Annotated in this window: 16 protein-coding genes; 11 read left to right on the plus strand and 5 right to left on the minus strand. The window is 69.2% G+C overall.

What is annotated here, in order from left to right; translation table 11 throughout:
* From F8O03_RS15350 to F8O03_RS15365, 4 genes are all read right to left on the minus strand, one after another.
* On the minus strand, positions 1 to 355 hold a 355-nt coding region (locus F8O03_RS15350; protein ID WP_151424660.1), incomplete at its 3' end, for an aldehyde dehydrogenase family protein.
* Between the two features lie 89 nt (positions 356 to 444).
* Positions 445 to 1,353, minus strand: a complete 909-nt coding sequence (locus tag F8O03_RS15355; protein WP_104253206.1) for a Cgl0159 family (beta/alpha)8-fold protein — start codon at positions 1,351 to 1,353, stop codon at positions 445 to 447.
* Positions 1,346 to 2,314 carry a 5-dehydro-2-deoxygluconokinase gene (gene iolC / locus F8O03_RS15360; protein WP_151424661.1) on the minus strand — a complete coding sequence of 323 codons (969 nt, stop codon included), beginning with the start codon at positions 2,312 to 2,314 and terminating at the stop codon, positions 1,346 to 1,348. The genes F8O03_RS15355 and iolC overlap by 8 nt, the downstream gene beginning before the upstream one ends.
* 130 nt (positions 2,315 to 2,444) lie before the next feature.
* Positions 2,445 to 3,548: a glutamate--cysteine ligase gene (locus tag F8O03_RS15365; protein WP_151424662.1), complete on the minus strand. Its 1,104-nt coding sequence runs from the start codon at positions 3,546 to 3,548 to the stop codon at positions 2,445 to 2,447.
* Between the two features lie 122 nt (positions 3,549 to 3,670).
* Here F8O03_RS15365 and F8O03_RS15370 point away from each other — a divergent pair, with 122 nt between their 5' ends.
* The 5 genes from F8O03_RS15370 (at position 3,671) to trmD (ending at position 6,099) form a co-directional block, all read left to right on the plus strand.
* Positions 3,671 to 3,880 carry a hypothetical protein gene (locus F8O03_RS15370; RefSeq protein ID WP_151424663.1) on the plus strand — a complete coding sequence of 70 codons (210 nt, stop codon included), beginning with the start codon at positions 3,671 to 3,673 and terminating at the stop codon, positions 3,878 to 3,880.
* 144 nt (positions 3,881 to 4,024) lie between these two features.
* On the plus strand, positions 4,025 to 4,441 hold the full coding sequence (rpsP, locus tag F8O03_RS15375) for a 30S ribosomal protein S16 (RefSeq protein WP_151424664.1): 417 nt from the start codon (positions 4,025 to 4,027) through the stop codon (positions 4,439 to 4,441).
* Positions 4,442 to 4,443: 2 nt separating this feature from the next.
* A complete protein-coding gene (locus tag F8O03_RS15380; protein WP_068484100.1) occupies positions 4,444 to 4,674 on the plus strand; it encodes an RNA-binding protein in 231 nt (76 codons plus the stop codon).
* Position 4,675: 1 nt separating this feature from the next.
* On the plus strand, positions 4,676 to 5,275 hold the full coding sequence (gene rimM / locus F8O03_RS15385; protein ID WP_151424843.1) for a ribosome maturation factor RimM: 600 nt from the start codon (positions 4,676 to 4,678) through the stop codon (positions 5,273 to 5,275).
* 71 nt (positions 5,276 to 5,346) lie between these two features.
* Positions 5,347 to 6,099: a tRNA (guanosine(37)-N1)-methyltransferase TrmD gene (gene trmD, locus F8O03_RS15390; protein ID WP_151424665.1), complete on the plus strand. Its 753-nt coding sequence runs from the start codon at positions 5,347 to 5,349 to the stop codon at positions 6,097 to 6,099.
* A gap of 10 nt (positions 6,100 to 6,109) precedes the next feature.
* On the opposite strand, the gene map is transcribed toward trmD, so the two are convergent.
* The gene (gene map, locus F8O03_RS15395; RefSeq protein WP_151424666.1) at positions 6,110 to 6,877 is read right to left on the minus strand and encodes a type I methionyl aminopeptidase; all 768 of its coding nucleotides are present in this window, start codon (positions 6,875 to 6,877) and stop codon (positions 6,110 to 6,112) included.
* A 76-nt stretch (positions 6,878 to 6,953) separates the two neighbouring features.
* Here map and F8O03_RS15400 point away from each other — a divergent pair, with 76 nt between their 5' ends.
* The 6 genes from F8O03_RS15400 to F8O03_RS15425 all read left to right on the plus strand — a co-directional run bounded on the left by F8O03_RS15400 (position 6,954) and on the right by F8O03_RS15425 (position 12,191).
* A complete protein-coding gene (locus tag F8O03_RS15400; RefSeq protein ID WP_151424667.1) occupies positions 6,954 to 7,520 on the plus strand; it encodes a hypothetical protein in 567 nt (188 codons plus the stop codon).
* A gap of 161 nt (positions 7,521 to 7,681) precedes the next feature.
* Positions 7,682 to 8,032, plus strand: a complete 351-nt coding sequence (gene rplS, locus F8O03_RS15405; RefSeq protein WP_068484112.1) for a 50S ribosomal protein L19 — start codon at positions 7,682 to 7,684, stop codon at positions 8,030 to 8,032.
* A gap of 104 nt (positions 8,033 to 8,136) precedes the next feature.
* Positions 8,137 to 9,015 carry a signal peptidase I gene (gene lepB / locus F8O03_RS15410; RefSeq protein WP_244296322.1) on the plus strand — a complete coding sequence of 293 codons (879 nt, stop codon included), beginning with the start codon at positions 8,137 to 8,139 and terminating at the stop codon, positions 9,013 to 9,015.
* Positions 9,012 to 9,665: a ribonuclease HII gene (locus F8O03_RS15415; protein ID WP_151424668.1), complete on the plus strand. Its 654-nt coding sequence runs from the start codon at positions 9,012 to 9,014 to the stop codon at positions 9,663 to 9,665. Before lepB ends, F8O03_RS15415 begins: the two co-directional genes overlap by 4 nt.
* A 12-nt stretch (positions 9,666 to 9,677) precedes the next feature.
* Positions 9,678 to 10,001, plus strand: coding sequence for a DUF2469 family protein (locus tag F8O03_RS15420; protein ID WP_068484088.1), 324 nt, complete (start codon positions 9,678 to 9,680; stop codon positions 9,999 to 10,001).
* 9 nt (positions 10,002 to 10,010) lie between these two features.
* Positions 10,011 to 12,191, plus strand: a complete 2,181-nt coding sequence (locus tag F8O03_RS15425; RefSeq protein ID WP_151424669.1) for a RecQ family ATP-dependent DNA helicase — start codon at positions 10,011 to 10,013, stop codon at positions 12,189 to 12,191.
* Positions 12,192 to 12,308: the final 117 nt, after the last annotated feature.

The raw sequence follows: 12,308 nt of genomic DNA on the forward strand, positions 1-12,308 counted from the left end.
CGGTGGCGAGTTCCACGACCTCGAGGCCGCGCTGGATCTCGCCGGCCGCGTCGGACACGACCTTGCCGTGCTCGGACGTGATGATGCGCGCGAGCTCCAGCTTCCGCTCGTTCAACAGCTCACGGAACTTGAAGATGATGTTCTGGCGCTTCGCGATCGAGGTGTTGGACCAGCCCGGGAACGCGGCCTTGGCGGCGGCGATCGCGGCGTTGATCTCGGCGTCGTCGGCGAGAGCGACGTTGCCCGTCGCGGTGCCGAGGGCCGGGTTGAAGACCGGCGAGGTGCGCGCTGGCGCGGTGGTCGAGTAGGCGCCGTCGATCCAGTGCTGGATCGTGGGCAGAGCAGTGTCAGTCATTGATCTTCCTTCGCTGTGGTGCACCGGGTTGGGAGCGGCGCGAGTGGATGCGGCAGCTGCCGCGACGTGAGGGTGTCGGTGTTCCGAGCTCAGCTCGGGGTGTGCACGAGGCGCGCGGCCGTGTCCACGGCCGCCGAGACGTCGCCGTCTGCGGGGTAGAGGAGCGTGCGGCCGACGACGAGTCCGCGAACCCCGGGGAGGGCGAGGGCGTCAGCCCACTTGGCGTAGACCGCCTCCTGGTCGCCGTTCGGCTCTCCGCCGAGCAGCAGCGTCGGCATGGTCGTCGCCGCCATCACGCGCTCCATCTCGGGGACGACGGGCAGCTTCATCCAGGTCGACCCGGAGCTGTTGCCGAGACCCGAGGCGATGGCGATCGAGGTGATGACGGCGTCCGCCGAGAGGTCGTTGACGATCCGCCCGTCCTTCCACTCGCTCATGAACGGCTCGAGCATGATCGGAAGGGACGCCGCCGCCGCGTCGTCAACGGCACGGGCGTTCGCCTCGAGCGTCGAGACCGTGCCTGCGTCGGAGAGGTTCACCCGGAGGAGCGTCTTCGCGAAGTCGATGCCGTCGCGCACCATCGAGTCGATGTCGTAGCCGGTGAAGCGGTCGTCCATCTCGAAGCTCGCGCCTCGGAGTCCACCGCGGTTCATGGAGCCGACGATGAGCTTGTCGTCGAGCACTCCGAGCAGGGCGAGGTCGTCGATGATGTCCGGCGTGCCGAGCACGCCATCCACACCTGGCCGGGAGAGCGCGAGCGCGAGGCGGTCGAGCAGGTCATAGCGGTCGGCCATGGCCATGGCGTCGTCGCGGACGCCGAGGGCGCCACGAGCCGGGTGGTCGGCCGCCACGAAGAAGAGCCGGCGGTCTTCGGGGAGCAGCGACGAACGGCGCTTGCGGCCGGCCAGCGCTTCCCTGAGGGCGGCTGGGCCGTCGGCGCGCGCGTCGCGGAGCTTGTCGAACGCGGCTTCGTCGAGGATCCGGTACGTCTCAGGCAAGGGAGTTCTCCTTCAGGATCTCGTCGACCTCCGCCGTCGATGGCATGGCGGTCGAGCACTCGAGTCGCGAGGCCACGATGGCTCCGGCGACGTTCGCGAAGCGCAGGATGTGCTCGAGGTCCCAGCCGGCGATGAGGCCCTTGCAGAACGCGCCGCCGAAGCTGTCGCCGGCTCCGAGGCCGTTGATGACGTCGACGAAGTGCGTCGGCACCTCGATGGATCCTTCGCGGGTCTTGGCGAGCACACCCCGTGGGCCCTGCTTGACGACCGCGATGTCCACTCCTCGCTCCAGGAGCGCATCCGCTGCCCGCTGGGGCTCGGTCTCGCCGACGGCGACCTCGCACTCCTCCTTGTTCCCGATGGCGATCGTCGACTGCGCGAGGATCGGCTCGATGGCGGCCGTCGCGGTTGCGGCATCCGGCCAGAACATGGCGCGGTAGTCGAGGTCGAGGATGGTGTGGTCGCGGCGAGCGCGGGCGGCGAACGCGGCGTGGTGCGCAGCCCGGCTCGGCTCCTCGGAGAGGCCGGTGACGGTGGCCCAGAAGATCTTGGCGTCGCGGATCGCGTCGAGGTCGAGCGTCTCAGCCTCGATGTTGAGATCCGGCGCCTTGGGCTGCCGGTAGAAGTACAGCGGGAAGTCGTCTGGCGGGAAGATCTCGCAGAACGTGACTGGCGTGGCGAGCGAGTCGTCGCGCGTCACGAAGCCGCTCTTCACGCCCAGGCGCTCGAGCTCCCGCACGATGTAGCGGCCGAAGGGGTCGTCACCCGTGCGGGTGATGACCGCCGAGTTCAGGCCGTGCTTGGCGCCGGCGACTGCGACGTTCGTCGCGCTGCCGCCGAGGAACTTCCCGAACGTGGAGACATCCTCGAGCCCGACACCGGTCTGGAGAGGGTAGATGTCGACGCCAACACGGCCGAGCGTGATGAGGTCGAACGCTGACGTAGCTGTTGTAGTGGTCATACGGCTCTGTACAACTTTCGGTCCGATGGTGAACGAGGACGAGAGTCAGCATACACCTATTGTCCTGACAAAGTAACAAAGTCGTGCGTTCGGACCGAACGGCTGACCTCCGCCCGCGGTTCGGCGGGTATCAGGCCTTGAGCTCCTCGATGAGCGAGTCGACGACGGGGACAAGCGCGCCGTCGTGCGCCTCCGCCACGCGCCGCTGCCGGTCGCTCGACGAGCCGCCCTCGATGATCTCGGCGATCACCGCGAGCTCCCGCGTGCATCCGAGGTCCTCGGCGACCCGCAGGTACTCGCCCTCGATGCGCTCGGCCAGCACCTCCGTCACGGGGCGCTCGTTGCCGTGCGCGTCCTCGATGATGATCGCGTCGAGGCCGTAGCGCGCCGCTCTCCACTTGTTCTCGCGCACGAACCACGACGGGAGGCGATCCGTGTCCCTGCCGGCGTCGAGCTCCCGAGATGCGTGCTCGACGATGACGTGGTTGAGCGCGACCATGGCCCCGAGCTCGCGGAGGTTCGTCGCCCCGTCCGAGATGCGGATCTCCACCGTGCCCCACTGCGCCGACGGGCGCACGTCCCAGCGCAGCTCCTGCACCTCGTCGACGATGCCGGTGTGGAGCACGTCGTGGGCGACTCGCTCGTAGTCCTCCCACGTCTCCATCTCCGGCGGGAGACCGCCCGTCGGGAGCTGCTGGAAGATCATCGTGCGGTGGGAGCTGAAGGTCGTGTCCTCGCCCTGCCAGTACGGGCTGGATGCGGAGAGCGCGAGCATGAGGGGGTAGTTGGCGAGCGCGGCCCGCATGATCGCGGGCACCTTCCGGAAGTCCTCGATCCCGATGTGGGTGTGCACGCCCCAGATCGCGAGCTGCCCGCCCCAGCGCCCGGAGCGCTCGGACACCATGCGGTAGCGCTCGCCGGGGGACCGCTGCTGCTCGCGCCACTTCGAGAACGGATGCGTGCCGGAGCCGATGACCGCCGCGCCAGCCTCATCCGCGGCCGTCAGCAGGGAGTCCCGCAGGCCGCGCAGCTCATCGACCGCCGCTCCCGCGGAACGGTGCACCCCCGTCACGAGCTCGACGGTGTTCGTCAGGAACTCCTTCGTGAACCGCTCGTCGCCGAGGCGGGCGATGAGCTCTGGAGCGATGCCGGTCAGCTCGCGCGACGCAGCGTCGACGATACCGAGCTCCCATTCGACGCCGAGAGTCGAACGCTCTGATGAGGCGAAACGCATGGTTGAAGCGTAGACGCACCAGTGGTCGCGGCGTGTCTGCATTGCGGGGTATTCCGAATCCGCCGCAAGATAGGGGGAGGAGTCGGGCGACGGCAGGCGCCGCCCGAGAAGCGGAGGCCCTCATGCGCTACTCGGATGCACTCTCGGAGCTCGCCACAGCGGGTGCGCAGGACTTCGTTCCGTACGTCATCGGGGCCGTTCTGCTCGTGCTCCTCGGCGGCATCGTGCTCTTCTTCGTGCAGCGGCGACAGCGCGCGGCGGAGCGCTCGAGCGACTGGGCCGACGACCGCGACGGACGCGGGACGTCCGGCGATGATTCTGCGGTTGGCTAACTGGCCGAGAATCTGCCAAACTAGGCAGTTGAGCCTCGCGGGCTCGACCCTCTAATCCGGCCCGCGGTTCACCATTGAGCTCTGCCGAGTGTGCCCCACGCCCTCCGGCTGTCGTTCGCCGATACACACACCATCAGGAGACACGTGGCTGTCAAAATTCGTCTGAAGCGCCTGGGCAAGATCCGGGCACCCTACTACCGCATCGTCGTCGCCGACTCGCGCACCAAGCGCGACGGTCGCGTCATCGAGGAGATCGGCAAGTACCACCCCACCGAGAACCCCTCGTTCATCGAGGTCAACTCGGAGCGTGCACAGTACTGGCTGAGCGTCGGCGCACAGGCCTCCGAGGCCGTCGTCGTGCTCCTCAAGCTCACGGGCGACTGGGGCAAGTTCACGGGCGAAGGCTCGACCGAGAACCAGGTCAAGGCACCTGAGGGCAAGGTCCCCTTCGTCGCAGAGGCCGGCAAGAAGCCTGTCCTCCGCCCCAAGGCTGAGCCCAAGGCAGCTCCGGCCGCCGAAGAGGTCACCGAAGAAGCAGCGACCGAAGAGGTCGAGGCCTAGTCATGCTCGCTTCCGCGCTGGAACATCTCGTCAAGGGAATCGTCGATCACCCCGACGATGTCCGCGTGGACCGCAGCACGGCTGCGCGCGGCGAGGTCCTCGAAGTGCGTGTGCACTCCGAGGACCTCGGCCGCGTCATCGGTCGCTCCGGCCGCACCGCCAAGGCGCTGCGCACCGTCGTGACCGCGCTTGCCGACGGCCGCCGAGTTCGCGTCGACGTAGTTGACGACTGAGGTGGCAGGCAAGAAGAAGGGCATCACCCGGCTCCGTGTCGGTCGCCTCACCAAGGCCCACGGACTGAAGGGTGCCATCAAGCTCGAGCTCTTCACCGATGAGCCCGACCGGCGCTTCGTGCCAGGCGCGAGCTTCAGCCTCCAGGTGCCGACCGACAGCGAGTGGCACGGCAAGAGCCTGGAACTGCACGAACTCCGCTGGTACAACGGCCACCCTGTGGGCTTCTTCGTCGGCATCGCCGACCGGACGGCCGCGGAGAGCCTCGCGAAGGCCATTCTCTGGGTCGACTCCAACGACGCCGAGGAGCTCGAGGACGACGCCTGGTACGACCACCAGCTCGTCGGGCTCGACGTCCGGCGCGATGGCGCATCCGTCGGCCAGGTCATCCGCGTGGAGCACTTCCCGGCCCAGGACCTCCTCGTCGTCAAGACCGAGGACGCCGAGGTGCTCGTCCCACTCGTGAAGGCCATCGTCGCCGAGGTCGACCTCGAGGCCGGCACCGTCAGCATCACCCCGCCCAACGGCCTCTTCGAAGAGGTCGACGAGGCGCAGGTCGAAGCAGACGCGCCCGCCGCCGAGCCCAAGGCTGACGCCGAATAGCCTCGTCCCCTCATCTGCGTTCTGCGCGCCCGCACTCTCCTGCGGGCGCGCATCCGCTTAAGCTGGAGCCCATGCGCGTCGACATCGTCACGATCTTTCCCGAGTTCTTCCAGGTGCTCGACGTCTCTCTGCTCGGCAAGGCCCGGCAGGACGGCCTCATCGACGTCCGCGTGCACGACCTGCGGGATGCGACGACTGACCGGCACCGCACGGTCGACGACACCCCGTACGGCGGAGGCGCCGGCATGGTCATGAAGCCGGAGCCGTGGGGGCAGACGATCGACGCCATCCTCGACGATGCAGCGGGAGATCGTGGTGCACCGGGGCTGGCCGTCGCCGACGACGCCGAGCTCGCGGATGCTCGACCGCTTGTCGTCTTCCCGTCGCCAGCCGGGACCGTCTTCACGCAGGCGACGGCCAGGCGCTACGCGCTCGAGCCGCACATCGTCTTCGGCTGCGGCCGCTACGAGGGCATCGACCAGCGCGTCTTCGAGGACACCGCGGAGCGTGCCAGGGTCGAGCTCGTGAGCCTCGGCGACTACGTGCTCAATGGGGGAGAGGTGGCCGTGACCGCCATGATCGAGGCGTTCGGTCGGCTCGTGCCAGGCGTCGTCGGCAACCCGGAGTCGCTCGTCGAGGAGTCGCACGAGGACGGCCTGCTCGAGTACCCGAGCTACACGAAGCCGGCGCTGTGGCGAGGCCGCGAGGTCCCCGACGTGCTGCTGAGCGGCCACCACGCGAAGATCGCCGCGTGGCGCCACGAGCAGCAGCTCGAGCGCACGCGCCGCGTCCGCCCCGAGCTGCTCCCGCCCGAACTCGGTTAGCCCCCGCCAGCTAGCTGCGCGCGGTGAGGATGATCGGGTCGCCCTCGGTGATGACGACCGTGTGCTCGCTGTGCGCCCCGCGCGAACCATCCGCGCTTCGGAGGGTCCACCCGTCGGCATCCTGGACGAGCTTGTCCGTCGTCTCGAGCAGCCACGGCTCGAGCGCCAGGACGAGGCCCGGCTTGAGCGGCATTCCGCGGTTCGCGCGTCCGCGGTTGGGGACGCTCGGCTCCTGGTGCATGGTTCGGCCGACGCCGTGGCCGCCGAACTCGACATTGACCGGGTAGCCGGCGTTCTTCGCGACCTGGCCGATGGCGTGCGAGATGTCCCCGAGCTTGTTGCCGGGACGGGCGGCCTCGATAGCCGCCTCGAGCGCCACCTCCGTGGTGTCGATGAGACGCAGGTCGGCCTCGCGCGGCGTGCCCACGACCACCGTGATCGCCGAGTCGCTGACCCAGCCATCGACGGCGACGGCGAAGTCGAGCGTGAGGACGTCGCCGTCCTTGAGCGCGTAGTCGTGGGGGAGGCCATGCAGGACGGCGTCGTTGACCGATGTGCAGATGACCTTGCCGAACGGCGAGGCGCCGAAGGAGGGGTGGTAGTCGATGTAGCAGCTCTTCGCGCCGCGCTTCCTGATGAGCTCGTGGGCTCTGGCATCGAGCTCCAGGAGGTTCGTGCCGACCGCGGCGCTCGCCGACAGCTCGCTGAGGACCTCGGCGACGAAGCGCCCCGCGGGTCGCATCTCTTCGATTTCGTTCTGGGTGCGCAGCTCGATCATCCGCCAATCGTACCGGCGACCGTGCCGTGAGCGAACGATCAAGGCATCGCTCGGGATCCTCCCGTAGCGTTGCGTCATGGGCATCGGCCGTCTCGTCTACCGCGCACTCCTCCCCGCTGCGCTCTTCCTCGCCGCCTGGCAGTTCGTGGGGTGGCTCATCCTGGGTGCGCCCGTCGGGCGCCTCTTCGTCTTCGGCTTCGCCGGTCTCGCCGCCGTCGCCGGGCTCCTCATCCTCTCCGCGAACTTCTGGCTCCGGCCGGACATCCGGGAGAGCAAGGCCCTGACACTGCGCGACCTGCCGCTCATCATCGTCCCGTGGCTGCTCTGGGCGGTCGGGGCCGTGGTTCCGGATGCGCCGGGCCTCTGGGTGCTCGCCGCCGCGTTCCTGTCCATGGTGGTCGCGGGCTCCATCGCGCGTCGGCGACTCACCGCCGTGGTCCAGGAGCGCCTCGCCGCCGCGCAGGCAGCCGGTCCGCAGGCGAATCCGTTCGGCCTCTTCGGCACGATGCCCGGGATGGCGGGGCCCGGAATGCCTGGGACGAAGGGAAGCAGGACGCCGACGTCTGGGCCTGGGGGCGCCTCCGGGCCGGATGCGGGCAAGATCATCACGCTCGACCCCGAACCTGACGACGAACGGCGCTGACCTGGCCCGCTCTCGCATTGCGGGGGCAACGCCGGCATGGTTTACTAGATCCTTGTGCCGCGGCTCGACTCTGCCACAGGGGACGAGAGCACCTCGCGATGCACGCCAACCTCTTCACTGACCTTCGCAGCCGACCTGTGGCGACTGCAGAGAGCGAAATCATGACCAACGTTATCGACGTCATCGACGCAGCATCGCTGCGCAGCGATGTCCCAGACTTCCGCCCCGGCGACACCGTCAAGGTGCACGTGAACATCGTTGAAGGCACGCGCTCGCGCGTCCAGGTCTTCCAGGGTGTTGTCATCGCACGTCAGGGCGCCGGCGTCCGCGAGACCTTCACGGTCCGCAAGGTCAGCTTCCAGGTGGGCGTGGAGCGCACGTTCCCCGTGCACACCCCGGTCATCGAGAAGATCGAGATCGTCTCCCGCGGCGCCGTGCGTCGCGCGAAGCTCTACTACCTGCGCGGACGCCGCGGCAAGGCTGCGAAGATCCGCGAGAAGCGCGACAACTAGGCTTCAGGCTGTAGGCGAATGGCTCCCCAACGCGGGAGCCATTCGTGTCGTTCCACACACTGACTGAGGGTTCCGCCACCGCGGACCGACCGCGAGGGGGAGCCATGGGTGACGCGAGTGCGCGCGACCTTCGCGCCCCATCCCACGGCAGGCCACCTCATGAGGGGCGGCACCGCCTCGGACGAGCCGCGCGGCCCGCTGGGCTCGGTTCCTCCGCGATCGCAGACGCGCCCATCCACGTCACCGGGCTCATCGCCGACGATGAACCGCTTCCGGCGCCGAGTCGCGGCCTCGGCAAGGCCATGCTCTCGTTCGCCCGCGACCTGGTCATCGTCGCCGTGCTCGCGATCGTCATGTCGATGCTCATCAAGACGTTCCTGCTCCGACCCTTCTACATCCCCTCGGCGTCGATGAACGACACCCTCGTCGTCGAGGACCGGGTGCTCGTGAACCTGCTGGTGCCGGATCTGGTCGGCATCGAGCGCGGCGACATCGTCGTGTTCGAGGACCCGGGCGGATGGCTTCCCGTCGTCACGCCACCCGCCAAGTCCGGCTCGCAGGCGGCCGTCGATGGCGCGCTCGAGTTCGTCGGGCTGAAGCCCGAGGAGACGAGCAACCACCTCATCAAGCGTGTCATCGGCCTGCCTGGCGACGTCGTCTCCTGCTGCAACGAGTACGGGCAGGTGCTCATCAACGGGCTGCCGATCGGTGAGCCGTACCTGCTGCTCCAGGACGGTCAGGCCGCATCCGGAATGACGTTCGACGTGACCGTGCCCGAGGGGCACCTGTGGGTCATGGGGGACAACCGCTACAACTCCGAGGACTCCCGCTACCACCAGGACGAGCCAGGGGGCGGCTTCGTGCCCGTCGACGACGTCGTCGGCAAGGCGTTCCTGCTCAACTGGCCGCTCGACAGGTTCACGTTCCTCGGGAACTATCCAGAGGTCTTCGACCGTGTGCCCGAGCGGACGGACCAGGAGTGACCCCACCGGTCGACCCGACGCTCGAACTCGAACGCCAGCTGCTGCTCACCGCACCCGTCGTCATCGGCGTCGACGAGGTCGGGCGCGGCGCGATCGCGGGCCCGGTCGCAGTGGGCGCGTGCGCTATCGACGTCGGGCGGATCGAGCTCGCGGCGCCCGCTGGAGTGCGCGACTCGAAGCTCCTGAGCGCGAAGCGCCGACTCGAGGCGCGCGCCGGCATCGAGTCGTGGGCGATGGGCGTCGGCGTCGGCTACGCGAGCGCCATCGAGATCGACGAACGCGGCATCACCGCCTGCCTCGGGGCGGCCGCCAAGAGGGCGCTCGCCGAGCTGCACGCGATCGGGGTGCCGGTCGCGGATGCGGTGGTGCTGCTCGACGGCTCGCACGACTGGCTCTCTCCATGCCTCGCGACGCCCCTGCGCGTCGTGGTGAGACCGAAAGCCGACCGGGACTGCACCTCCGTGGCCGCCGCCTCGGTGATCGCGAAGCTCGAGCGCGACGCCCTCATGGTCTCGGCGGCGGAAGCGCATCCCGAGTACCTGTGGGAGTCGAACAAGGGATACGGCAGCGCGGCCCACCTCGCGGCGATCGCCGCGACCGGCCCGAGCGAGCTCCACCGGCACACGTGGCTTCGGGCCGCGACCCCCTAGACTGGGCGGATCATGGACGACGAGAATTTCGACGATTACGAGCGCGAGCAGGAGCTCTCCCTGTTTCGCGAGTACCGCGACGTCGCGGGGCAGTTCAAGTACGTGATCGAGACCGAACGCCGCTTCTACCTCGCGAACAGCGTGGACCTGGTCAGGCGCGACACCGAGCACGACTTCTACTTCGAGCTCACGATGAAAGACGTCTGGGTCTGGGACATCTACCGCTCCGACCGCTTCGTGAAGCAGGTTCGAGTGCTGACGTTCAAGGACGTCAACGTCGAGGAGACCGGTTCGAAGGAGTTCGAGCTCCCCAAGGAGCTCGCACTCGACGAGTAGCGTCGCCGCATGTCAGGGGGCACTCGTGCTCGAGCGGGCGCGACGCGCCGTCTGAACGCCGATGTCGGTGGTTCGTGGGAGCCTCGTGGAGTGACAGACACGACGATTCCCGAGGCCACCGCATCCGCCGCGACCCAGATCCTCCGGGCCCTGGTCGGCCGAGACGACGCGGTCTTCCACGACGGGCAGCTCGAGGCGATCTCGGCGATCGTCGACGAGCGGAGGCGGGTCCTCGTCGTGCAGCGCACGGGGTGGGGCAAGTCGGCCGTCTACTTCATCGCGAGCCTCATGCTGCGCGCCAGAGGAGCGGGCCCGACCATCCTCATCTCACCGCTGCTCGCGCTCATGCGCGACCAGGTCGAGGCCGCGAGCCGCGCGGGTGTCCGCGCCGTGTCGATGTCGTCGGCGAACGCGCACGAATGGGCGAGTATCCGCGAGCAGCTGGCCGCCGACGAGATCGACGTGCTGCTCGTCTCGCCTGAGCGGCTCAACAACCCCGAGTTCAGAGACACGCAGCTTCCCGAGCTCCTGGCACGCACGGGCCTCGTGGTGGTCGACGAGGCGCACTGCATCTCCGACTGGGGCCATGACTTCCGCCCCGACTACCGCCGCATCGCGTCGCTCATCTCCGGTCTGGGCACCGACATCCCCGTGCTCGCGACGACCGCGACCGCGAACGAGCGCGTGGTGCACGACATCGAGGAGCAGCTCGGCCGCAGCGGCATCCTCACGATCCGCGGCCCGCTCGCCCGTGCCAGCCTGCGCCTCGGCGTGCTGCGCCTCGGGAACGCCCGTGAGCGGCTCGCGTGGCTGCTGCAGCACCTCGACGAGCTCCCGGGGTCCGGCATCATCTACACCCTCACCGTCGCTGGCGCCGAAGACACCTCGGCGGCGCTGCGAGAGGCAGGCATCCATGCGCCCGCCTACACGGGCAAGACCGACCCAGACGAGCGCGAGCGCCTCGAGGGCGCGCTCAAGCGCAATGAGGTCAAGGCGCTCGTAGCGACGAGTGCGCTCGGCATGGGCTTCGACAAGCCCGACCTGGGGTTCGTGGTGCACCTCGGCGCACCGTCGTCGCCTGTCGCCTACTACCAGCAGGTCGGCCGTGCCGGGCGATCAAGCGCGTCCGCCGACGTGCTGCTCCTGCCTGGCGAGGAGGACCGCGCCATCTGGGAGTACTTCGCGACGGTCTCGATGCCGGACGAGGAGCGAGCGCAGGCGGTGCTCGGCGCGCTCGGCGCCTCGCCCAGGTCGACGGTCGCGCTCGAATCCGCGGTCGACCTCCGCCGGTCGCGCCTCGAGCTGCTGCTGAAGGTGCTCGACGTCGACGGGGCCGTGCGGCGCGAGCAGGGCGGCTGGGTCTCGACCGGGCAGCCGTGGAGCTACGACGGCGACCGCTACTCGCGCATCGCCGCGGCTCGGTCCGCGGAGGCGCAGGCCATGATCGACTACGAGCGCACCGAGGGCTGCCGCATGGAGTTCCTGCAGCGGCAGCTCGACGACTCGACTGCCGCCCCGTGCGGGCGCTGCGACAACTGCGCGGGCATCTGGTTCGACGCGACGACGGACGCCGCGGTGCAGGCGAGGGCCGGTGCCGCGCTCGACCGTGTCGGCGCGGACATCGCGCCGCGACGGCAGTGGCCGAGCGGCATGGCGAGCCTCGGCGTCGACCTCAAGGGGCGCATCCCGAAAGAGCAGCAGGCGGCCGAGGGGCGCGTGCTCGCGCGGCTCAGCGACCTCGGCTGGGGTGGGCCGCTGCGCGAGCTGTTCGCTGCTGCCGGCCCGGAGACGACCGTGACGGGGCCGCTCCTGCAGGCGTGCATCCGCATCCTCTCTGAGTGGAAGTGGGACGCGCGCCCGCAGGCCGTTGCCTTCGTCCCATCGCGCTCGAGGCCCAGGTTGAGCGCGTCGCTTGCCGAGGGCATCGCCGAGGCGGGCCGCCTACCGCTTCTCGGCTCCCTGGACCTGGTCCGCGGCGGGCCGGCCGGTCAGCCTGGAGGGAACAGCGCGTTCCGGCTCTCGAACGTCGAGGGCCGGTTCTCGGCGGGCTCGCTTGAGGTCCCGGCGGGTCCGGTGCTCCTCATCGATGACTTCGTCGACAGCGGCTGGACGATGACGGTGTGCGCGCGCGAGCTTCGTCTCGCCGGAGCGAGCGCCGTGCTGCCGCTGGCGCTCGCGCAGAAGGGCTAGCGGTGGAAGCGGTGCCCAGGGGCAGATGACGCCTGGGCTCGCTCGTGCTCGACCGCTGCCGAGGCGAGGTGGTGGCTCTCGCGGTCCCGCGCACGTCGGTCATGCGCTCATGCCGGC

This window comes from Pseudoclavibacter terrae, assembly GCF_008831075.1.
GTDB classification, from domain to species: domain Bacteria; phylum Actinomycetota; class Actinomycetes; order Actinomycetales; family Microbacteriaceae; genus Pseudoclavibacter; species Pseudoclavibacter terrae.

Excerpts from the sequence above, each read along its gene's own strand:
- iolC (WP_151424661.1), bottom strand. The coding sequence starts at position 2,314 with ATGACCACTACAACAGCTACGTCAGCGTTCGACCTCATCACGCTCGGC.
- F8O03_RS15365 (WP_151424662.1), bottom strand. The coding sequence starts at position 3,548 with ATGCGTTTCGCCTCATCAGAGCGTTCGACTCTCGGCGTCGAATGGGAG.
- F8O03_RS15370 (WP_151424663.1), top strand. The coding sequence starts at position 3,671 with ATGCGCTACTCGGATGCACTCTCGGAGCTCGCCACAGCGGGTGCGCAG.
- F8O03_RS15380 (WP_068484100.1), top strand. The coding sequence starts at position 4,444 with ATGCTCGCTTCCGCGCTGGAACATCTCGTCAAGGGAATCGTCGATCAC.
- trmD (WP_151424665.1), top strand. The coding sequence starts at position 5,347 with ATGCGCGTCGACATCGTCACGATCTTTCCCGAGTTCTTCCAGGTGCTC.
- map (WP_151424666.1), bottom strand. The coding sequence starts at position 6,877 with ATGATCGAGCTGCGCACCCAGAACGAAATCGAAGAGATGCGACCCGCG.
- F8O03_RS15400 (WP_151424667.1), top strand. The coding sequence starts at position 6,954 with ATGGGCATCGGCCGTCTCGTCTACCGCGCACTCCTCCCCGCTGCGCTC.
- rplS (WP_068484112.1), top strand. The coding sequence starts at position 7,682 with ATGACCAACGTTATCGACGTCATCGACGCAGCATCGCTGCGCAGCGAT.
- lepB (WP_244296322.1), top strand. The coding sequence starts at position 8,137 with ATGGGTGACGCGAGTGCGCGCGACCTTCGCGCCCCATCCCACGGCAGG.
- F8O03_RS15420 (WP_068484088.1), top strand. The coding sequence starts at position 9,678 with ATGGACGACGAGAATTTCGACGATTACGAGCGCGAGCAGGAGCTCTCC.
- F8O03_RS15425 (WP_151424669.1), top strand. The coding sequence starts at position 10,011 with ATGTCAGGGGGCACTCGTGCTCGAGCGGGCGCGACGCGCCGTCTGAAC.